At 65.0% G+C, this 20,614-nt stretch carries 19 protein-coding genes and 1 pseudogene; 16 read left to right on the forward strand and 4 right to left on the reverse strand.

Features of this window, described 5'->3' with window-relative positions; translation table 11 throughout:
* Window positions 1-39 precede the first annotated feature (39 nt).
* The 5 genes from glmS (at window position 40) to SB822_RS23040 (ending at window position 5,766) form a co-directional block, all read left to right on the forward strand.
* On the forward strand, window positions 40-1,869 hold the full coding sequence (glmS, locus tag SB822_RS23020) for a glutamine--fructose-6-phosphate transaminase (isomerizing) (RefSeq protein ID WP_090837885.1): 1,830 nt from the start codon (window positions 40-42) through the stop codon (window positions 1,867-1,869).
* A 9-nt stretch (window positions 1,870-1,878) separates the two neighbouring features.
* Complete coding sequence (locus tag SB822_RS23025) at window positions 1,879-3,114, forward strand: hypothetical protein (RefSeq protein ID WP_090837883.1); 1,236 nt, start codon at window positions 1,879-1,881, stop codon at window positions 3,112-3,114.
* A 138-nt stretch (window positions 3,115-3,252) separates the two neighbouring features.
* Complete coding sequence (locus SB822_RS23030; RefSeq protein ID WP_007583673.1) at window positions 3,253-3,624, forward strand: GFA family protein; 372 nt, start codon at window positions 3,253-3,255, stop codon at window positions 3,622-3,624.
* 67 nt (window positions 3,625-3,691) lie between these two features.
* A complete protein-coding gene (locus SB822_RS23035) occupies window positions 3,692-4,438 on the forward strand; it encodes a response regulator (RefSeq protein WP_007583675.1) in 747 nt (248 codons plus the stop codon).
* Entirely contained in the window at window positions 4,435-5,766 is a 1,332-nt protein-coding gene (locus tag SB822_RS23040) for a sensor histidine kinase (RefSeq protein ID WP_090837880.1), read from the forward strand. Before SB822_RS23035 ends, SB822_RS23040 begins: the two co-directional genes overlap by 4 nt.
* On the opposite strand, the gene SB822_RS23045 is transcribed toward SB822_RS23040, so the two are convergent.
* Window positions 5,756-6,652 (reverse strand): LysR family transcriptional regulator, encoded by an 897-nt coding sequence (locus SB822_RS23045; RefSeq protein ID WP_090837877.1) that lies wholly within the window; start codon window positions 6,650-6,652, stop codon window positions 5,756-5,758. The two genes, SB822_RS23040 and SB822_RS23045, sit on opposite strands and share 11 nt — an antisense overlap.
* Window positions 6,653-6,747: 95 nt before the next feature.
* On the opposite strand from SB822_RS23045, the gene SB822_RS23050 reads away from it, so the two are divergent.
* The 3 genes from SB822_RS23050 to SB822_RS23060 all read left to right on the forward strand — a co-directional run bounded on the left by SB822_RS23050 (window position 6,748) and on the right by SB822_RS23060 (window position 8,599).
* Complete coding sequence (locus SB822_RS23050) at window positions 6,748-7,665, forward strand: nitrilase-related carbon-nitrogen hydrolase (RefSeq protein ID WP_090837874.1); 918 nt, start codon at window positions 6,748-6,750, stop codon at window positions 7,663-7,665.
* 134 nt (window positions 7,666-7,799) lie between these two features.
* Complete coding sequence (locus SB822_RS23055) at window positions 7,800-8,252, forward strand: SET domain-containing protein (RefSeq protein WP_007583683.1); 453 nt, start codon at window positions 7,800-7,802, stop codon at window positions 8,250-8,252.
* Between the two features lie 95 nt (window positions 8,253-8,347).
* Window positions 8,348-8,599, forward strand: coding sequence for a hypothetical protein (locus SB822_RS23060; RefSeq protein WP_007734108.1), 252 nt, complete (start codon window positions 8,348-8,350; stop codon window positions 8,597-8,599).
* A 113-nt stretch (window positions 8,600-8,712) separates the two neighbouring features.
* Here SB822_RS23060 and SB822_RS23065 read toward each other — a convergent pair whose 3' ends face one another.
* Together SB822_RS23065 and SB822_RS23070 are read right to left on the reverse strand one after the other, a co-directional pair.
* Window positions 8,713-10,149, reverse strand: coding sequence for an ATP-binding protein (locus SB822_RS23065; RefSeq protein ID WP_007583685.1), 1,437 nt, complete (start codon window positions 10,147-10,149; stop codon window positions 8,713-8,715).
* A complete protein-coding gene (locus SB822_RS23070; protein ID WP_007583686.1) occupies window positions 10,146-10,805 on the reverse strand; it encodes a response regulator transcription factor in 660 nt (219 codons plus the stop codon). Before SB822_RS23070 ends, SB822_RS23065 begins: the two co-directional genes overlap by 4 nt.
* A 220-nt stretch (window positions 10,806-11,025) precedes the next feature.
* Between SB822_RS23070 and SB822_RS23075 the strand changes: the two genes are divergently transcribed.
* The 8 genes and pseudogenes from SB822_RS23075 (at window position 11,026) to SB822_RS23110 (ending at window position 18,555) form a co-directional block, all read left to right on the forward strand.
* Complete coding sequence (locus tag SB822_RS23075) at window positions 11,026-11,565, forward strand: cytochrome b (protein WP_090837872.1); 540 nt, start codon at window positions 11,026-11,028, stop codon at window positions 11,563-11,565.
* A gap of 202 nt (window positions 11,566-11,767) precedes the next feature.
* Window positions 11,768-12,127, forward strand: coding sequence for a hypothetical protein (locus SB822_RS23080; protein WP_007734106.1), 360 nt, complete (start codon window positions 11,768-11,770; stop codon window positions 12,125-12,127).
* A 78-nt stretch (window positions 12,128-12,205) separates the two neighbouring features.
* Window positions 12,206-13,438 carry a bacteriohopanetetrol glucosamine biosynthesis glycosyltransferase HpnI gene (gene hpnI, locus SB822_RS23085; RefSeq protein ID WP_007734104.1) on the forward strand — a complete coding sequence of 411 codons (1,233 nt, stop codon included), beginning with the start codon at window positions 12,206-12,208 and terminating at the stop codon, window positions 13,436-13,438.
* Window positions 13,439-13,495: 57 nt separating this feature from the next.
* Window positions 13,496-14,920 carry a hopanoid biosynthesis associated radical SAM protein HpnJ gene (hpnJ, locus tag SB822_RS23090; RefSeq protein ID WP_079485319.1) on the forward strand — a complete coding sequence of 475 codons (1,425 nt, stop codon included), beginning with the start codon at window positions 13,496-13,498 and terminating at the stop codon, window positions 14,918-14,920.
* Window positions 14,917-15,780, forward strand: coding sequence for a hopanoid biosynthesis-associated protein HpnK (gene hpnK / locus SB822_RS23095; RefSeq protein WP_090837870.1), 864 nt, complete (start codon window positions 14,917-14,919; stop codon window positions 15,778-15,780). The genes hpnJ and hpnK overlap by 4 nt, the downstream gene beginning before the upstream one ends.
* On the forward strand, window positions 15,777-16,766 hold the full coding sequence (locus tag SB822_RS23100; RefSeq protein WP_090837868.1) for a lysylphosphatidylglycerol synthase domain-containing protein: 990 nt from the start codon (window positions 15,777-15,779) through the stop codon (window positions 16,764-16,766). Before hpnK ends, SB822_RS23100 begins: the two co-directional genes overlap by 4 nt.
* Before the next feature lie 196 nt (window positions 16,767-16,962).
* On the forward strand, window positions 16,963-17,430 hold the full coding sequence (locus SB822_RS23105; RefSeq protein ID WP_007583693.1) for a Fur family transcriptional regulator: 468 nt from the start codon (window positions 16,963-16,965) through the stop codon (window positions 17,428-17,430).
* Between the two features lie 420 nt (window positions 17,431-17,850).
* Window positions 17,851-18,555: pseudogene (locus SB822_RS23110) on the forward strand (carbonic anhydrase).
* A gap of 30 nt (window positions 18,556-18,585) precedes the next feature.
* Here SB822_RS23110 and SB822_RS23115 read toward each other — a convergent pair.
* Window positions 18,586-19,992, reverse strand: a complete 1,407-nt coding sequence (locus SB822_RS23115) for a PLP-dependent aminotransferase family protein (protein WP_007583695.1) — start codon at window positions 19,990-19,992, stop codon at window positions 18,586-18,588.
* Window positions 19,993-20,614: the final 622 nt, after the last annotated feature.

Below are 20,614 nucleotides of genomic sequence, written 5' to 3' on the forward strand. Positions count from 1 at the left end.
CGTTCTCACAGTACAAACACACGCAACACGGAGACCAACATGTGCGGAATCGTAGGAGCAGTGGCCCAGCGCGACGTCGTCGGCGTGCTGACGGAAGGCCTGCGCAGGCTCGAATATCGCGGCTATGACTCGTGCGGCGTCGCCGTCCTGCAACACGGCGCGCCGCGCCGCGTGCGCAGCGTCGAACGCGTCGCGAATCTCGCGGACCAGGTTCAGGAAGCAAGGCTGGCGGGGACGATCGGCGTTGCGCATACGCGCTGGGCGACGCACGGCGCGCCCGTCACCGACAACGCGCACCCGATCTTTTCTCGCGACGAGATCGCGCTGGTGCACAACGGCATCATCGAGAATCACGAGCCGCTGCGCGACGAGCTGACAGCGCTTGGCTATGTGTTCGAATCGGATACCGACACGGAAGTGATCGCGCATCTGATCCATCACACGCGCGAGCAGGACCCGTCGCGCGATCTGCTGACGGCTGTGCAACGCGCGTTGCTGCGTCTGCGCGGCGCATATGCGATCGCCGTGTTCGCGAAGAACGAGCCCGACCGCGTGATCGGCGCGCGCGCCGGCTCGCCGCTGGTAATCGGCGTGGGCGAGCGCGGCAACTATCTGGCCTCGGATGCGATGGCGCTGTCGGGCACGGTCGAACATTTCATCTTCCTCGAAGAAGGCGATATCGCAGTGCTGTCGTGCGACGGCGTGCATATCGTCGATCGCGACGGCGCGACCGTGCGCCGCGAAGTGCAGGCGCAGCACACGAGCCACTACGCGGCCGAACTCGGCCCGTACCGTCACTACATGCAGAAGGAAATCTTCGAGCAGCCGGACGTCGTCGCCGACGCGACGGAGCGCGTCCGTTCGATCACCCCCGCCTTGTTCGGCGCGAATGCGCAGCGCGCGTTCAACGAGATCGACTCGCTGCTGCTGCTCGCGTGCGGCACGAGCTATTACTCCGCGCTGACGGCGAAGTACTGGCTCGAATCGATCGCGGGGATTCCGACGCAGGTGGAGATAGCGAGCGAGTACCGGTATCGGGAGAGCGTGGTGAATCCGTGCGCGATGGTCGTCGTCGTGTCGCAATCGGGCGAGACGGCCGATACGCTCGCCGCGTTGAAGCATGCGCAGGAACTCGGCCATCACCATACGCTCGCGATCTGCAACGTGCCGCATAGCTCGATGATGCGGCTCACGGAATTGCAGTACCTCACGGGTGCGGGGCCGGAGATCGGCGTCGCCTCGACGAAGGCGTTCACGACGCAACTGGTCGCGCTGTTCCTGCTCGCGCTCACGCTCGGCAAGGAGCGCGGCCACGTGAGCGCCGACGACGAAGCGCACGCGCTGCGGCAACTGCATCATCTGCCTGCCGCGCTCAATAGCGTGCTCGCGCTGGAGCCGCAGCTCGTCGCATGGGCGGAAGCGCTTGCGCGCAAGGACCACGCGCTCTTTCTCGGACGCGGTGTGCATTACCCCATCGCGCTCGAAGGCGCGCTCAAGCTCAAGGAAATCTCGTACGTGCATGCGGAAGCGTATCCGGCGGGCGAGCTGAAGCATGGGCCGCTGGCGATCGTCACCAACGAGATGCCCGTCATCACGATCGCGCCGAACGACGCGCTGCTCGAAAAGCTCAAGTCGAACATCCAGGAAGTGCGCGCGCGCGGCGGCCAGCTGTACGTGCTCGCCGATGCGGGCACGAAGATCGAAAGCCGCGACGGCGTGCGCGTGATCCAGCTGCCCGAGCACTATGGGCCGTTGTCGCCGATCCTGCATGTGGTGCCGCTGCAATTGCTCGCGTATCACACGGCCTGCGCACGCGGCACCGACGTCGACAAGCCGCGCAATCTCGCGAAATCGGTCACGGTGGAGTGAAGGGCGCTCATGCGGACTACGATTGCAGTGCTCGTCGTGGCGGCCACGGTGGCCACAAGCTGCGTCGTTCCGTCCGCGCTAGCGGGCGGAACGAAGGCTGCCAAAGCCGCTAAAGCCGCGAGCGTGCCGACGGGCGACCTGCGCGCCTACATGCACGGCATCGGTGCGATTACGGATGCGCAGGGCGTGACGACCGTGTTCTTCAGCAGCTCGGGCCTGCCGCCGCGCGGCGCGGGGCGCGACCGCAACTGGACGCACGATGTGTACATCGCGCGCTGGACACCGCAGCAGCCGAAGCTCGACCGTCCGCGCGTGTTCATCAGCCGGCCGGAGGCGCAGGAGCCCGTGTCCGTCGCGCAGAACGATACGGGCCGCGTGATGGTGTCGTTCGAGGACGGCTGGAACACGCCGAATGAAGTGAGCCAGCGCTATGGCGTCTATACGTCCGATCTGAAGGACGTGAAGCCGTATCCGAACGATGTGCTGTCGGGTGGTCACTCGGGACATGTAGCCGCCGTCGGCTCGCGCTTCGTCGTGTTCTATTCGAACGACTGGGTGAACGGCGGCGGCGTCGATAACCTCGGCACGGGCAACGGCGTGTATGTGAAGACCTACGATGCCGACGGCGCGCTGCTGCAGGCCATTGACGTCGCGCCGCGCGTGCGCGAATGGTGGCCGATGATTGCCGCCTCGCCGACGCGCGCGCTGCTCGTGTGGCAGCAGTACGTGAGCGGCGAGACCTGGGCGCGGCTGAAGGTCGCGACGCTCGATCCGTCGACGGGCGCGCTCAGTGAGCCGCGCGTGATCGCGGACCGGCTGCTGTACTACACGTATGCGGCGGCGTACGTGCCGTCCATCGATCGCTTCGTCGTCGTCGCGACGAGCGACAAGGGCAAAGGCTTCGCGCAGCTGATCGACGCGAGCGGCCAGACCACGGCGACGCTCGATTGCATGCCGGCGTCAGTGCGCGAGGCGGGCATCCCGGTGATTGGCGAGCGGGCGTTCACGCCGTCGCAGGATGGACGGCTGCTGCATCTGAAGCTCACGCCTGCGTCGATCGAACTGGCGGGCACGCAGCCTTCGCCGATTGCGTGGACTTATACAGGCAGCGTCGGGCTGGTGCGCTCGCCGACCCAGTTGCATTGGGTCGCGACGAGCCCGAAAGGGCTGCAGGAGGCGGACTTCGATCTGAAGGCCGGGAATGCAGTGAAGGTGCCCGATGCGAAGGATCTGTGCAAGGGATAGCAATTTCCCCGTGCGTGCGGTGACACTCCGGGCCGCACGCACCCCACTTTTTGTATCGCTGTACCGGCCAGATACATTGGGACACATAGCCGGGAATGGGCCAGGGTATAAAACCGTCATCGCATCGAGGAACACGCCATGACTACCCACACTCACCACGGCTCATGCCATTGCGGCGCCGTCAAATTCACCGTCGAAACGCCCGTCGCGCCCGCCGTCCGCTGCAACTGCAGCCTGTGCCGGCGCAAGGGCGCGCTGATGTCGCCGTTCTTTCCGGCGGGCGCGCTCAATATCGTGTCCGGTGAGGACAGCCTGACGCTGTACCAGTTCAACACGCAAGTCGCGAAGCATTATTTCTGCAAGCAGTGCGGCATCTATCCGTTTCATCAGACACGCAAGGACCCGAACCTGTGGCGCGTGAATATCGGCTGTCTGGACGACGTCGATCCGTATGCGCTGGAGTCGTCGGTGTCGGACGGCAAGAGCCTGTCCGTGGTGGAAGACGCCTGAAGGCCGCCTGAAGGGTGCATAAAGGACGCGTAAGATAAGCGAACTCTGGCAGGCGAAGGAGCCTTGTGTGGACAAAACGGATCACGTTCTGATCGTCGACGACGACCGCGACATTCGCGAGCTGGTCGGCACGTACCTCACCAGGAATGGCGTGCGCGTGACGCTCGCGTCGGGTGGCCGGCAAATGCGCGCGTCGCTCGCCGACGAGCGGCCCGACCTGATCGTGCTCGATCTGATGCTGCCCGGCGAAAGCGGCCTCGACCTGTGCCGCGAACTGCGCGCGGGTGAATTTCAGACCATCCCGATCCTGATGCTGACGGCGCTGAGCGAGGAGACCGATCGCGTGGTCGGCCTCGAAATGGGCGCTGACGACTATCTGGCGAAACCCTTCGCGGTGCGCGAGCTGCTGGCCCGCATCCGCGCGATCCTGCGGCGCGCCCGCATGATGCCGCCCGGCGGCAGCGACGAGCCGGCGAACGCGGCGCACTTCCTGCGCTTCGGCGACTGGCGGCTCGATACGATCGGCCGCAATCTGATCGACAGCGACGGCACGATGGTCGCGTTGAGCGGCGCGGAATACCGGCTGTTGCGCGTGTTCGTCGACAATCCGCAGCGCGTGCTGACGCGCGACCAATTGCTCACTCTCACGCAAGGGCGGCAGACGGAACCGTTCGACCGCTCGATCGATCTGCTGGTGAGCCGCGTGCGTCAGCGTCTGGGCGACGACGCGCGCGAGCCGCGCTACATCAAGACCCTGCGCAACGAAGGCTATGTGTTCTCGTCGCTCGTGACGGCCGAGGACAACGGCGGATGAACGCGGCAATCGCTCGTCTGCGCGGCCTGTGGCCGCCGCGCACGCTGTTCATGCGGCTGTCGCTGATTTTCGTGGCCGGGCTGCTGGCCGCGCAGACGCTGTCGTTCTGGCTCACGATGACCGAGCGCAACGAGGCGACCATGCACGTGATGGTCGGCTACATCGGCCAGGAAGTAACCAGCTCCGTCGCGCTGCTGGACCGCCTGACGCCCGCCGAGCGCGAGGAATGGCTGCCGAAGCTCGCGCGGCGCAGCTATCGTTTCGTGCTGGGTCCGGGCACGAGCGGCATGCCGCCGGACGCGAAGCTCTCGCGGGAAATCGGTGCGTCGATCGCGAAGGACATCGGCCCGCAGTACAAGGTGACGGCCAACGAGGTCCCCGGCGAGAGCGAGCATCTCGAAGTGCACCTGACGCTGAGCGACGGCACGCCGCTCACGATCGACATGCATCCGATGCACGGCATCCCGCTGTCGCCGTGGCTGCCGCTCGTGCTGGTCGCCCAACTGGCGCTGCTCGCGGGCTGCGCGTGGCTCGCAGTGCGCCTCGCCACGCGTCCGCTCGAACGTCTCGCGCGCGCCGCCGACACGCTCGGTCCCGATCTCGCGCCCGCCGCGCTGCCTGAAGACGGCCCCGAAGAAGTGGCGCGCGCGTCGAAAGCGTTCAACGCGATGCAGACGCGCATCGGCATTTATATGCGCGAGCGGTTGCAAATCCTCGCGGCGATTTCGCACGACCTGCAAACGCCCATCACGCGGATGCGGATACGCGCCGATCTGCTCGACGACGAAGCCGAGCGCGCGCGCCTGCAAAAAGATCTGAAGGAAATGGAATTGCTGGTGCGCGAAGGCGTCGCCTATGCGCGCACGCTGCACGGCGCCGACGAAAAGCCGCGCCGCATCGATCCCGATGCACTGATCGAAAGCATGGTCAGCGACTATACGGATGCGGGCGATCCCGTCTCGCTGACAGGGCACGTCGGCCAGCCGGTGACGACGCGCCCGCAGGCACTGCGCCGCATTCTCGGCAACCTGATCGACAACGCGCTGAAGTATTCGGGGCACGAAGCGGTGACGGTGGAAGTGAGCGTCGATGCGTCGCGCGGGCGGCAACTGTCGGTCGTCGTACTCGATCGCGGTCCCGGCATTCCGCAGGAACTGCTCGATGCCGTATTCCAGCCGTTCTATCGCGTCGAAAGCTCGCGTAACCGTGAAACGGGAGGCACGGGGCTCGGACTCGCCATCGCGAAGCAACTGGCGCAGTCGATGAGCGCCACGCTGACCTTGCGCAACCGCGAAGGCGGCGGGCTGGAAGCGCGGCTCACGCTGTGACGGGTGCCGCCGCGCCGTGCTTCGTCGCGGCGCGCACGTAGTCGACGAAACGCGCCACGACGGGATCGTCGCGTTCCGTCTGCCATGCAAGTCCGACGCGCCATTGCGCGGAGGCGTCCTTCAAACGCAGCACCTTGGCGTCGCGCAGCAGATGTTCCGCGCGCGACGGCACGAACGCGACGCCGACACCCGCGGCGACCGCGGCGAGCACCGACTGGAAATCGTCCGCCTGCTGGATTACGCGCGGCACGAAGCCGCGCTCGGCGCACCACGCGTCGATCATGGCCGCCGTCCCTGGCCCTTTGCTGCGCGCCAGCGCGATGAAACCCAACTCATTGAACTCGTCCAGCTTTGCCGGCAGGCGCTTCCACTTCGCGTGCTGCGGCACCGCGAGCGCAAGCGACTCGTCGATCACCGCGAACGCGGACAGACCCGCGGCGGCAGGCAGGCGCACGAAGCCGACGTCGAGCTTGCCGGCGAACATGCGCCGCGTCTGCTCCGCCGACGACAAGTCGTTCAACGTGACGCCGATCTGCGGATGCTGCGCGCGATACGCGGCGATCAACGGCGGCGCGAGCGTGAGCGTCGACAGGCACAGGCCGATGCGCAGATGGCCGCGCTGTCCGCTGCTCGCCTCGCGGGCGCGGGCGAGCATGTCGTCGGCATCGCGCACGAGCGTTTCGGCATCGGGCAGGAACGCCTCGCCGAATGCCGTCAGCCCGGCGCCGTGACGGCCGCGCTCGAAGAGCCGTCCGCCGAGACTCTCTTCGAGCACGACGATCTGTTTGCTCAGCGCGGGCTGGCTGAGATGCAGCGCTTCGGCGGCGCGGCCGAAATGCCGAAGGTTCGCGACCGTCAGGAACGCGCGTAACAGACGGATTTCCATTCTCGTAAGTTATCGTATCGATTGGATTATTCATTTTACTTATCGAATGGCGAGCGGTCCAATGATGGCATCCGATTCATCTTTTGAGACCCGCCATGTCCACCTTGCCCTCCGCGACGCTGCGCGTCGCGTCGATTCCGTTCGCCGCGCGGCACGGTGAGATCGACCATAACGTTGCGCACGTCGTCGCGCGGATCGAGCAGGCGGCACGCGAACGCGTCGGGCTCGCCGTGTTTCCCGAAGCCTGCCTGACGGGCGGCATGGACACGCCTGCGTCGGCGGAGGCACGCAGAACGCGGCGCGCGGAGATTGCAGCGCTTGCGGCGAGCGTCGATAGCGCGAGCGTGCAGGCCGTCGCCGATGCCGTCGAGCGAACTGGCGTGGCGGCGGGTGTCGGGCTGATCGAGCGCGCGACGAACGGCGATCTGTATAGCAGTTACGTCGTCTGTCTACCGGGCGGCAAGCGGCATGTGCATCGCAAGCTGCAACGCGATGGTCAGCGGCATATCGCGCGCGGCGACTGCTTCACGGTGTTCGATGCGCAAGCGGGATGGCGGCTCGCGGTGCTGATCGGCGGCGACAACTATCTGGTGGAGAACGCGCGCATGGCCGCGCTGCTCGGCGCGGCGCTGCTGGTCGCGCCGCATGCGCAGACGGACGCAAGCGACGAGGCGGGCGCATGGATGCGCCGCGCGCTGCCGGCGCGTGCGCTCGACAACGGCATGTTCGTCGTCTACAGCGACGCGGGCGACGGCGCGATTGTCGATCCCTGCGGTCAGGTCGTCGCCCAACGCGCATCCGGCGACGATATGATCGCCGCGGATCTCGATCCCGCTTCGATCGGCGCGAGTCCGGCGCACCGCTGGCTCGAAGCGCGACGCCCGGACCTGTATGCGCGGCTCGCGCATGAACCGTATTCAGGCGCGCAGCTTTTCGAGCCGCGCAGCGCGAATGCGCGCGGCGCTGTGGCCGTGAGCGTCGCAGTCGTGAAGCGCACGCAGGCGCGTTTCTGATCGTTCGCGCATGGGCGCTGAAGCGCATTGTCGCGATTTCGATGCGCACAAGAGGACGAACATACGCACATCGATAACAGCGCATTTTTTTCGCGCTCTATACTGAAGGGATCATTCTTCTTCGAAAGCAGGCCATGCGTCGTTTATCAGTCAGGCGGTCGCCGATTCACGGCAAAGGTGTGTTCGCGCTATGCATGCTCGCGGCGGGCGAACGCATCATCGAATACAAAGGCGAAGTGACGTCATGGCGGCGTGCCGCGCGGCGCATCGAACGCACGGGCGACTACGGGCACACATTCGTGTTCGGCCTGTCGGATGGACGCGTGATCGACGGCAGCGTCGGCGGCAATAGCGCGCGCTGGCTGAACCACGCGTGCCGGGCCAATTGCGAGGCGGTCGAGATCGACGGCCGCGTGTTCATCGAAGCCGCCGTCGATATCCAGCAGGGCGAAGAACTGTTCATCTCGTACGGACTGGCCGTCGACGACCCGCAAGACGAGGAAACGCGCAGCCAGTATGTGTGCCGGTGCGGATCGCCTGCATGCCGCGGCACGATGCTCGCGACGGGGGAAGACGCGCTGGCTTGAGGCGTGAGCTTGCGGGTTCTGGACGCTGGCGCGGGTTCGGGAAGGGCTGCCGTCGGGCTGTGATACAGTCCCCGCAGCGTTCCCGAGAGGCGTCCATGACAAACCGACCACGGAAGACCCTGCATTCCCCGGCACCGACCTTGCCGATGTTGCTGATGCAACTGGAGGCGTCGCTGCCTTCGCTGATGGCGCAGCCCGCGTCATTGTCGAGCGCGCTCGTGCGCGTCTGCCGATGCCTCGACCGCGCCGGGGCGCCGATGCGCCAGCGCAAGCCGCGCGCGGCACGGCCCGCCCGTGTGAAAGCGGCGAACGTCGATAAGCCGATGTCGCTGCCGCTCTTTCCCTGATGTACGCGTGAACCTCGCCTGCAACGCGGCGAGCGGTTTGCGTCACCTCTCTTTTCTTTTCCTTACCGACGTTCGAGCAGAGCGAGACGCGCAGGCGCGCGTCGCTGATCCCGTCAGGACGTTCCCGCTGTCTCACGCGGGCGCGCGCCCGGCACGCGCGGAAACGCGATCTGCACGGCAAGCCCGCGCCGTCCGATGCCCGAGCCGATATGAATCTGCGCGTTGAAATGCGCGGCAATGCGCGCGACGATCGACAACCCGAGCCCGCTGCCGTTGCCGCTCGCGGACGCCGACGCGCCGCGAAAGAAGCGGTCGGTGAGACGCAGGCGTTCTTCGTCGGAGACGCCGGGGCCGTTGTCGGAGACCGTCAGCGATACCGTCTGCGCGTCGGCCAGCACGGTGATGTGTACGCGTCCGCCGGCCTCGCCGTACTTGATTGCGTTGTCGAGCAGGTTGTCGATCAGCGTGCGGGCCAGCGCGCGGTCCGCATAGACTTCGGCGTCGCGCTCGCCCGAGAGCACCACCGCCATCGATTTGTCTTCAGCATGCGGCGCGCGGAACGCGATCGCCTCGCCGGCGACCTCATGCAGCCGGACGGGCGCCGTCGCCACCGTGTCGCGCTCATCGAGCCGCGCGAGCAGCAGCAGCTGCTCGGCAAGATGCGCGCTGCGGTCGACGCCCTGGACCACGCGGCGCATCGCCTGCTGCTGTTGCGCGCTGTCGTGCGCGGCGAGCGCCACCTGCGCCTGGACCTTGATCGCGGCCAGCGGCGTCTTCAGCTCGTGCGCGGCGTCGGCCGTGAACGCGCGCTCGCGCAGGATCGACTGCTGCAATCGCGCGAGCAACTGGTTGATCGCATCGACGAGCGGCCGGACTTCGGCGGGTGACGGATTGACGTGAATCGGCTCGAGATTGCGGCTGTCGCGCATGCGCACGGCCTTCGAGATCGTCGACAGCGGCCTGAAGCTGTGGCCCACGCTGAACCAGACGAGCAGCGCGAGCACGGGCAGCGCAAACGCCATCGGCCGCGCGATGCGGCTCGCCACGCCCGTCGTCAGGTCACTGCGCACGTTGGCCGGTTCGAACACGCGCACCATGCGGCCCGTTGCACTGTCTTGCAACGCGTAGGCGAGCCAAGGCTGGCCGTCCACGGTCATCGTGTGCACGCTTTGCGCGGCTTCGCCCGGCTGGGCGGCGCGATGCAGCGCGGCAAGGCCGGGGCTCGCGACGATCACGCGGCCGGCTGCATCGCGCACCTCGAAGAGCGCATAGCGGGGCCGCGCGTCGGTGTCGTCGTCGAGGGCGGGCGACGCGCGCGAGTACTCGTTGCGAACATCGATACCGCCAGTTGCGAGCCGCGCCAGGTTCGGGTCGTCGAGCCGCGCCAGCAGATGCGCGAGCTGGATCAGGCGAGCTCTGTCCCATTCGTCGACTTCACGCGTCGCGTTGTTGAAGCTCCACGCGAACATGACTGCCCACACCGCGCCGACGCTGACGAGAATCAGCCACATCAGGCGGCGGCGGATCGATGTCGAGCGCGGCTGCGTCATGTCTTGTCCACGATATAGCCGAAGCCGCGCACGGTGCGGATCACATCGCCGCCGAGCTTCTTGCGCAGGTTCGACACGTGCACTTCGATCGCATTGCTTTCGACTTCCTCTTGCCAGCCATACAGGCTTTCCTCGATCCTGGCGCGCGGCTGCGGCACGCCTGAGTGCGTGAGCAGGTGGATCAGCACGGCCCATTCGCGCGCGGTGAGCGGCACGCGTACGCCGTTTCTCGATACCGTCTGCGCGACGGGGTCGACGCTCAGGTCGCGCCAGGCAATCAGCTCGCTGCCGCGCCCCTGCGAGCGGCGGATCAGTGCACGGCAGCGCGAGACGAGCTCCGCGAGATCGAACGGCTTGCCGAGGTAGTCGTCGGCGCCGGCGTCGAGGCCGCGCACCTTGTCGGCGGCGGTGTCCTTCGCGGTGAGCACGAGCACGGGGATGTCGTTGCCGCGTGCGCGCAGCGACTTCAGCAGCTCCATGCCGGAAAGTTTCGGTAAGCCGAGATCGAGGAGCACGAGCAGATAGGGCGTGGTCGCGAGCGCGAGTTGCGCATGCTGACCGTCGCGCGCCCAGTCGACGGTGAAGCCCGCATTGCGCAGCGCGACTTCGAGGCCGCTGCCGATCAGGTCGTCGTCTTCCACGAGAAGAATGCGCATGGTGTCGTTGTCCGGCTTGTGCCTGGTCTCTGGCTGTCGTATTGACTGCGAGTCTAGCGCGGATGCCGCATGGCATGTATACGTGCGCTTGCCATCGTTTGAGGGTGTTAAGCATTTCTTCAGGTTCCCGCCGTTAGCATCGCCGCCTGACGCGTGCCTCGCGCTTGCGTCAGCGCCATGTTCGATCCGGCCCGCCGTACGACTTCATAAGAGACCGACAATGAACCTCAATGCTTTTGCCCAACGCGCCGCCTATGACGGCGTCGCACGCCTGTTCCACTGGCTGGTCGCGCTGCTCGTCGCCGCGCAGTTTGTGATCGGCTGGACGATGCCTGACGTGCATCGCGATACGTTGCCCAACGGCTTGATCGCATGGCATCTTGGCGTGGGTGCGGCGATCGTCGCGGCGGTGGCGTGCCGCATTGCGTGGCGCGCGACGCATGTGCCGCAGGCCGCGGAATTGTCGCGCGCACTCAGCGTGATTTCATCGACGACGCATGCGCTGCTGTACGCGCTGCTGATCGCCGTGCCGCTCGCGGGATGGGCGAACGCGTCGTCGCGCGGCTGGACGGTGAAGCTGTTCGGGATGGTTCGCTATCCTGATCTGACGGCGTCCGGTTCGCCGACGGGCCACGCACTCGGCGACGTGCATAGCTGGCTTGCATGGGTGCTGCTTGCGCTGATCGTGCTGCATGTAGGCGGCGCGTTGTTTCACCGCGTCGTGCTGAAAGACAACGTGTTGCAGCGGATGCTGCCGTAAGTCGCAAGCAATGTGATGCAAGCCGCCTGAAACACGTATCGACTTCAAGTGCTTAATATTCCCTTCAGAATCCGCTCGCTACCATCGGTGCGTCGTGTTCAGCATGGCTGGGCACGCTCGAATCTGTCGCACCGTCACGCAGGCTTCACATCAGCGAAGTAGCAGCAGCGGGCCGGTGCGCGCCACGTAGGGCTGGCTCGCCATGAAGCAAACCACTGTTCAGATGATCCGCGCGCACCTCGTCACCGCTTCTGTTGCCGCGACGGCCATCGACGTCTGTGTCGTGAGCCTGCTTTTCTTCTGCAAGTTTCCACAGACGCTGTTCGAGACAGCGACGTTCCGGGTGCTGACATTCGGCCTGTTGCTGGCTGCCGTTCTGATTACACGTCGTGCAGCGCGCATGGCATTTCGCGCGGCTGTGAAAAGACGTCATGCGCATTTCATCGGACCACGGCGCGATGCCGTTTGCGTCTCCGCAATCTGTCCCGCGCGCGGACTCGTCATCCTTCATCTGCATTTCATCGGCATGCCTTACGTTCCCGTTCAAGCGACGGGATGGTGATGCGGGCTGTGTCTTCGTGGCTGCGCGCGTCGACACGACGGCCAGCCTGCGTTCATTTCAGCGGGAGCAATCGACAACATGCAGGACACGCTGTTACGTATTGACTGGTTACCGATGATGCTTGTGTGCGGCGCAGCGCTGTATGCCCTCATGGCCGTGCTGGCCTCGCTCGTGTCAGTGTCGCGTGCCGCCGCGCACGAACGGCGATCGTTGCCCGCGCGTGCGCCGATGCCCGTCAGCGTGCTCAAGCCTCTGTGCGGCGCCGAGCCACGGCTCTTCGACAATCTCGCGACCTTCTGCGAGCAGTCGCATCCGTGCTTCGAACTGATCTGCGGCGTATCGAGCGCGAACGATTCCGCTATCGCGATCGTCCATCGCCTGCAGGCCACCTATCCGCATTGCCGGATTTCGCTCGTCGTCGATCCGCGCGTGCACGGCACGAACCTGAAGGTGAGCAACCTGATCAATCTCGCGCAATGGGCGCACCATGACGTATTCGTGATCGCGGACAGCGATATCGCCGTCGAAGCGGATTACCTGGAGCGCGTTTGCGCGCCGCTCGCCGGTCCGCAGGTTGGCGTCGTCACGTGCCTGTATCGCGCGAAAGGCATTGCCGGCTTCTGGTCGCGCGTGGGGGCGCAGTTCATCAACGAATGGTTCGTGCCGTCGGTGCGCATCGCACATGCGTTTGGCTCGACGCGCTTCGGCTTCGGCGCGACGCTCGCGCTGCGGCGCTCGACGCTGGCGGGCATCGGCGGCTTCGAGCGGCTGCGTAACACGCTCGCCGACGACTACTGGCTGGCCGGTCATGTGCGCGAGTTGAATCTGCAAACGGTGCTGTCGCCCGTCGTCGTCGAGACGGATGTGACCGAGCGCACGCTCGCCGCGCTGTGGGATCGCGAGACGCGCTGGCTGCGCACGATCCGCTCGGTGAACCGCACGGGCTTCGCGTCGCTGTTCGTGACATTCACGCTGCCGTGGATAGTCTGCGGCGCGTGGCTCGCGTTCGCGTTGCATCGCGCGAACGAGCATCCCGCCGTGTCGATCGCGCTCGTCGTCGCTGTCGTGACGGGTGTGTCGGCGCGCGTCGTCCTGCATGCGCTGATGGGCGGCGAGCGACGCCAGTTCTGGCGCGATCTCGCGCTGATGCCCGTGCGCGATGCATTGCTGTTCGCGCAGTGGGTGGCAGGAGCGTTCGGCTCGACGGTGGTGTGGCGCGGCGTACGCGTGCCCGTCGAAGCCACGGACAACGCCACGACGGTTTTCCGGCCTGAACCCGCCAACGCACTCGAAGTATCCGATGGACGCTGAGCGCGTCGCGAGAGCATCGCGCGCGCTCAGCTCAATTACAACTCGTGGAAAGCGAATATGAAGAAGACGTTATTTTTGCAGGCACCGTCGTACGACGGTTTCGACGGCGGCGCGGGGTCGCGTTATCAGGCAAAGCGCGAGATCCGCTCGTTCTGGTATCCAACGTGGCTTGCGCAGCCGGCCGCGCTGGTGCCGGGCAGCCGCGTGCTCGACGCACCCGCCGATGGTCTTTCCGTCGAAGCGTCGCTCGCGATCGCGCAGGAATACGAACTCGTCGTCATCCATACGAGCACGCCGTCGTTTCCGACTGACGCACTGTTTGCTGAGCAGTTGAAAGCGCGCGCACCGAAGGTGTTGATCGGCATGGTCGGTGCGAAGGTCGCCGTCGATCCGCACAACTCGCTGACAGCGAGCGAGTCGATCGATTTCGTCTGCCGCGAAGAGTTCGATTTCACCTGCAAGGAGATCGCCGAAGGATTGCCGTTCTCGCAGATCAAGGGCCTGAGCTATCGCGCCGCGGACGGCTCGATCGAGCACAATGAAGCGCGCCCGATCCTCGAGAACATGGACGAGCTGCCGTTCGTCGCGCCCGTTTATCAGCGCGATCTGAAGATCGAGAACTACTTCATCGGCTATCTGAAGCACCCGTATGTATCGATCTATACCGGGCGCGGCTGCCGCTCGAAGTGCACGTTCTGCCTGTGGCCGCAGACGGTGGGCGGGCATCGCTATCGCACGCGCTCCGTCGAGAACGTGCTCGAAGAAGTGAAGTGGATTCGCGACAACATGCCCGAAGTGAAGGAGATCATGTTCGACGACGACACGTTCACCGACTTCAAGCCGCGCGTCGAGGAAATCGCGCGCGGTCTCGGCAAGCTCGGCGTCACGTGGTCGTGCAACGCGAAGGCGAATGTGCCGTACTCGACGCTCAAGATCATGAAAGAGAACGGCCTGCGCCTGTTGCTGGTCGGCTACGAGTCAGGCGACGACCAGATTCTGCTGAACATCAAGAAGGGCCTGCGCACCGACATCGCGCGGCGCTTCTCCGAAGACTGCCGCAAGCTCGACATCAAGATTCACGGCACCTTCATACTCGGCTTGCCGGGCGAAACGAAGGAGACGATCCAGAAGACCATTGAATACGCGAAGGACATCAACCCGCACACCATTCAGGTGTCGCTCGCCGCGCCATATCCGGGCACCACGCTCTACAAGCAGGCCGTCGAAAACGGCTGGCTCGAAGAGAACAAGGTAATCAACCTGGTGAGCAAGGAAGGCGTGCAGCTGGCGGCCATCGGCTATCCGCATCTGTCGCGTGACGAGATCTATCACCATCTCGAACAGTTCTACCGGCAGTTTTATTTCCGTCCGTCGAAGATCTGGGAGATCGTGCGCGAGATGCTGCTGAGCTGGGAAATGATGAAACGGCGTCTGCGCGAAGGCGTCGAGTTCTTCCGTTTCCTGCGGGCGCGCGAGGCATGACGCGACAGTCGGCGCAGCGCTCGATAAACGCTCCCCGACGCGCGCTGATCGTGACGGCCGACGACTTCGGTCTGCATGTGCGGATCAACGAAGCCGTCGAGCGCGCGCATCTGCATGGTGTCCTGACGTCGGCGAGCCTGATGGTGTCCGCGCCCGCCTCGGCGGATGCGGTGCGCCGCGCGCACCTTTATCCGAGTTTGCGCGTCGGTTTGCATCTCGTGCTCGCGGACGGCGTCCCCATGCTCGCCACGCATCTGATTCCCGCGCTCGTCGACAGACATGGGCGGCTCGGGGAACGGATGGTGCGCAACGGCTTTCGCTTTTTCCTCCTGCCTGAAGTGCGGCGCCAGTTGAAGGCGGAAATCCGCGCGCAGTTTCAGGCCTTCGCACGCACGGGGCTCACGCTCGATCACGTCAATACGCACAAGCACTTTCATCTGCATCCAACGGTGCTCGCGATGATTATCGAAGTGGGGAGCGAATATGGGTTGAAGGCGATGCGGCTGCCGTACGAGCCGGGCGCGCCTGCGTGGATCAGGCCGTGGATGGCACGCGTGCGCAAGCAGCTGGATAATGCCGGTATTGCACACAACGACTACGTGATAGGCATGTCGCAGACAGGGCATATGGACGAGGCGGCGCTGCTCGCCGCGCTTGCACGGCTGCCGGAAGGCGTCGGCGAGATTTACAGTCATCCCGCCGTGGCCGGAGAAGGCGCGATCACGCCGACGATGCAGACGTACCGGCACAGCGACGAACTGGACGCACTGCTGTCCGCGCGTGTCGCGTCGGCGATAGCCGCGAGCGGGGCGATCACGGGCGGTTTCGCCGACGTGTTCGCGCAGCCGTCTTACCTATGATCAAGTGGCTCAAATGGCTGGGATTGCCTGCGGGCATCGCGGTGCTGATCGCATTGGCGTTGCACAGCGGCATCGACGACGTGCTGCACGCGATCCGTTCGGCAGGCTTCGCGCTGCTGTGGCTCGTACCGCTGCATGCGCTGCCGTTGCTGCTGGATGCCCAGGCGTGGCGGCTTCTTCTCGGCAGAAGTGCGTCGCTCGCCTATCTGTGGTGGGTTGCGACCGTGCGTGAGGCGGTGAGCCGGCTGCTGCCTGTCGCAAGCATCGGCGGGGAGTTCGTCGGCGTGCGGCTCGCGCGCTGGAAAGTCGACGAGACGGGCTTGGTGTGCGCGTCGGTGATCGTCGAGGTGCTGGTGACGCTCGCCGTCCAGTATGTGTTCGCCGCGCTCGGGCTCGTGATGATCGTCGCGCAGACGGGCCACGATGGTTTGCTCGCGACCGTCGGCGCGGCGTTGCTGCTGTCGTTGCCGCTGCCCGTCGTCGTGTTCTTGCTGCTCAGGCGCGGCGGGCTATTTCACGCGATCGAGCGCTGGTCCGCGCGTCTGCCGATGAGCGCGCACTGGAACGTGGAGCGCATCGGCGGCGCGCGGCTCGATGCCGCGATCGATGCGTTGCTGCGTGAGCCGCGTCTGCTGTTGCGCGCGTTTGTCTGGCAGTTTGCCGGCTATCTGCTCGGCGCGTCGGAGGTGTATGTCGCGCTGTGGATGCTCGGACATCCCGTTTCCATTGGCGGCGCGATCGCCATCGAAGCGCTCACCCAGGCGGCGCGCCATGCGGCGTTCTTCGTGCCGTCGGGGCTGGGCGTGCAGGAGGCTGTCGTCGTGTTGCTCGCGCGAATGTTCGGCGTCGATGAGCAGACGGCGCTGTCGCTTGCGCTCGTCAAGCGGATGCGCGAAGTCCTGTTCGGCTGTGTGGCGCTGGCATCGTGGCAGGCGGCAGAGCTCGTGCGCAACCGTGGTGGTGGTGTCGCGAGAAACCTGCGCTGAGTCCTGTCGAGCATCGCGCGGATGCTTTAGGGCGCCAGCGTTCTCGCTGATGATCCTGTTCTTCATGCCACGCATGCTGTGCGTCGCGTGTGCGCGTTGCCGAATGCGAATCGCAATCAACTAGGTTCCGGAAATATTCGTGCCGATGTCATAGGCTGAAAGCCGGTTCCCTCGATTCGATTCAGAACGGCTGCGCATGCCGCCCTTGTCAACGTTTCCGACCCGAACGCTCGACGCGCTCAAACGAGCCGGCCTGCTAGGCACGGCTGCGCAGGTCGCCGTGCTCGACTATTTGCAACGCACGGAGCACGGCCATTTCAGCGCGGAAGAGATTCACCGCCGCATCGCTGCGGGCGGCGAACGCATGAACCTGTCGACCACCTATCGCGTGCTCAGTCAGCTGGTGGAGGCGGGCTTCGTCGCGAACGTGCCGCTCGGCAAGCATCACAGCCTCTACGAACTGAATTCGGGCAAGGCGCACGATCATCTCGTGTGCGTCGTGTGCGGGCGCGTCGAAGAGTTCTCCGACCCGAAGATCAATCGCCGGCGCATCGCGATCGCGAAGAAGTTCGGCTTGCGCATTGTCGGCAAGACGCTGGCGTTGCACGGGGTGTGCGCGGATTGCGCAGCGCGCGCACATCCACCGAGGCCGCGTGCGAAGTGAGCGTGGGACATAAGCGCGGAACATCAACGTGGGACATCAGCGCCGCGCCCGTTTGTGCGCGCTGGAAAGGAGTGTTTCCGCGCGACCCGTTAATCCGTGGCGCGCGAACCGCTAAAGTGACTCTTGTGCGCGGTGCTTCCCTTCGCGCGCGAGAGAGCTTCCCCCGGTCGCCGCACCCGGCGTCCGGGGGTTTTTTCGATTGCTCCGTTTTTTTGACGCGCGTAACGTGAGCCTGCCTCTTGAGAACAGGCGAGCTTTTTGTCGAGCCCCGCGCCGCTCCGATCACGTCCGGCCGGGGCTTCTTTTATGGCATCTCTCCGTTCGCGCGCCGTGGCTCAGCGCGTGTGACTGCCCGCTGACGCATTCCCGTCGTACACTCCCTGATCCATGATCCAGCGCGCTGCGAAGGGGGACAGCCTCATGTCGGACGATATGTTCAACACCAGACGGCTTCGCGACCCGGCGAAGTCGGACCTGCAGCACCTGCTGGACGGCGTCGAGCAGTTCAGCGACGAGGTGTTTCCCGCCACCCAGGCGCTATTCGAAAGTCTTGCGCAAGGTCAGGCGCCGCACACGCTGTTCATCACGTGTGCTGACTCGCGTGTCTCGCCGGAAATGATTACGCAAACGCATCCGGGCGAGCTCTTCGTGTGCCGCAATATCGGTAATATCGTCCCCGCTTACGGCGAAATGCTGGGCGGCGTGTCGGCTGTCGTCGAATACGCGGTGCTTGCGCTGAACGTGCGGCAGATTGTGGTATGCGGACATAGCGACTGCGGCGCGATGCGCGGCCTCGCGGGCACCGCGCCGATGACAGCGGAAGACATGCCGACCGTCAATGCGTGGCTGCGCAATGCGGAGACGGCGCGCAGCGTCGTGCAGGCGCGCAAGGTCGACAGCGATCATCTCGTGCAGGCGCTCGTCGAGGAAAACATCCGGCTGCAACTGATGCATCTGCGCACGCATCCGTCCGTCGCCGGGCGGCTCGCGCAAAAGCGCCTCGATCTCCAGGGCTGGGTGTAAGACATCGGGCATGGGCGCATTTCGGTGTTCAACGAAGACGATGACAGCTTTGAAAGTCTCGGCGAGGCGCGCACGCGAATTCAGCGGGAGCAGGGCGGTTGATCGCGCAGGGCGCGGTGCGGCCGTTTCGCTTCAATCGCCCATCGCCGCCGCGCGCCGCAAGAATCCCAGCGCTCGCTCATTGTCGAGATACGCGGTATTGAACCGGACCCACGGCGTCATCTCTCCGTGCGGCCGGTAGTAGCTGCCCGGCTGAACGGTGATGCCGGCGCGGGCCGCTTCGGCGACGAACACATCCGAATTCGGCACGCCCGGCACGCGCGCCCACACCAGCGTGCCGCCGCACGGCTCGTCGAACACTTGCCAGCCGATGCCGTTGAGCAATTCCACCGCGGTCGAAATGGCGCCATTCACGCGCCGCCGCAGCCGTTCCAGATGCTTGCGATACGTGCCGCGCTCGAGCAGCGCGGCCACGACGCGCTCGCTAAAGCGCGTGCCGCCAAGGCTGGTGAGCGCCTTCACTTCGACGAAGTGCTTGACCAACCCCGCTTCGGCGGCGATATAGCCGAGCCGTAGCGACGACGACAGGCTCTTCGAAAACCCGCCGATGTACACGACGCGCTTCAGCCGGTCGAGCGACGCGAGACGTTGCGTGGGAATCGCCTGGAAATCCGCGTAGACGTCGTCTTCGACGATCATGAAGTCGTGTTCCTGCGCGAGCTGCAGCAACCGGAAGCCGACGTGCGGCGCGACGTTCGTGCCCGTCGGATTGTGAAAGACGGTGTTGATGAAAAAGAGCTTCGGCCGATGCTCCTTCAGCAGCGCCTCGACGGCCTCGACATCCGGCCCGCTCGACAGACGCGGCACGCCGACCAGCTCGATACCCTGCAGCTTGAGCAGCCCGAACAGGTTGAAGTAGCCGGGATCTTCGACGAACACGGTATCGCCCGGCTTGAGCAGCATCCGCACGACGAGGTCGAGCGCCTCGCTCGCGCTGTTGGTCACCATGATGTTCTGCGGCTCCGCCGCCACGCCGACAAACGCGAGGCGCTGTTCGATCTGCACCCGCAACACCGGGTCGCCCTGTGGAATCGCGTAGTCGATAAGACTGCGCGCGTCCGTGCGGGACGCCTGGCGGATCGCCTGCGCAATGCCTTCGACATCGCGCCACGCCTCGGGAATGAAGCCGATCGACAGGTTCAGCACCTCGTCGGGCCGCTCGAACTGCCGCAGGATCTGGTCGGATTCGGGCGTCGCGCGGATCGCGTCGAGCCCGCGCGTGGCGCGCGGCGCCTTTTCGAACTGTTCGGCGACGTAGTAGCCGGAACCGTGCTTGGGCTGCAGCAGGCCGCGCGTGGCGAGCCGGTCGTAGGCCTCGATGACGGGAAAGCGGCTGATGTTGTGCTCGGCCGCGAACTTGCGGATAGACGGCAGGCGCATGCCGACGCGCAGTTCGCGCGCCAGGATCAGCGCTTCGACCTGACCGACGATCTGTTCCGTCAGCGGGGTAGCCGTTGCGACGTCGAGGGTGATCTTCATTCGCCTCCCTGTCGACCAGAGTGGGCGCGCTAGCACCTTACTTTGGTCCCATCAAGATGATTGCTCTGAAAGTGTTCATGCGAGTTTGCCGAACACTTCACGCAAATTGATCGAAAGTGTTCATTCCAGTTATCGCAGTTTACCGGAACAATAGGCCCAACGAGTTAGTTTGTTTGTATGAATTTTAAAGTGAAATTCTCGGTAAATCAGTGGGTTAGTTGAAATTCGATGAATTCCTCGAACACTGGCCAAAACGAACGAACACTTTAGCTGATTCCGCAAAAACGGAACTGTACGAACTGAATTTCCGAGGCCGTGCAAAAAAGATACGGCCCAGCAGAACCTGAGAGAAAGCAGAACCTGAGAGAAACAACGAACGGCGGCCATTGACGAGAATCCGGCTGGACCGCCCAGACCTATATCGACCTTCAGGCGCGCTCCCTTTGCGGGAGCGCCCGTTTTGTTCGTCGAGAGCGTCTGGCTGCGGCGTGAGTCCGACACTCGGGCACGCATTCGGTGACAGCGCGCGAGGCTGCGATCGGCGGCATCGGGCCGATAAACAACACACACGTCTGACTGCGCCGGAGCGGCCGGGAAGCCGCGCCCGGCGTCAGATCCACGG

Source organism: Paraburkholderia sp. SIMBA_054 (assembly GCF_046534875.1).
Taxonomy (GTDB): domain Bacteria; phylum Pseudomonadota; class Gammaproteobacteria; order Burkholderiales; family Burkholderiaceae; genus Paraburkholderia; species Paraburkholderia hospita.